General features: G+C 67.9%; 1 protein-coding gene. It reads left to right on the top strand.

From position 1 onward, the window contains the following. On the top strand, positions 1-477 hold a 477-nt coding region (locus B4E30_RS01290), incomplete at both ends, for a dihydroxy-acid dehydratase (protein ID WP_286793167.1).

The following is a 477-nucleotide window of genomic DNA, read 5'->3' as shown; positions in this document are numbered from 1 at the left end:
GATCACCCCGTGCAACCTGAGCCTCGACCGCCTCGCGCAGGGGGCGAAGGAGGGCGTTCACGCCGGCGGCGGCTACCCGCTGCAGTTCGGAACCGTCTCCGTCTCCGACGGCATCTCCATGGGCCACGAGGGCATGCACTTCTCGCTCGTCTCGCGCGAGGTCGTCGCCGACTCGGTCGAGACGGTCATGATGGCCGAGCGTCTCGACGGCAGCGTCCTGCTCGCCGGCTGCGACAAGTCCATCCCGGGCATGCTGATGGCCTCGGCGCGACTGAACCTCTCGAGCGTCTTCCTCTATGCCGGTTCGATCGCGCCGGGCTGGGTCAAGCTGTCGGACGGCACCGAGAAGGACGTCACGATCATCGACTCGTTCGAGGCCGTCGGCGCGTGTCTCGCGGGCAAGATGAGCGAAGAAGACCTCAAGCGCATCGAGTGCGCGATCGCGCCGGGCGAGGGTGCCTGCGGCGGCATGTACAC

The organism is Microbacterium sp. UBA3394 (assembly GCF_002358725.1).
In the GTDB taxonomy this organism is placed as follows: Bacteria; Actinomycetota; Actinomycetes; order Actinomycetales; family Microbacteriaceae; genus Microbacterium; species Microbacterium luteum.
The sequence above is the reverse complement of the archived record's forward strand: the minus strand, read 5'-3'. Positions and strand labels throughout refer to the sequence as shown.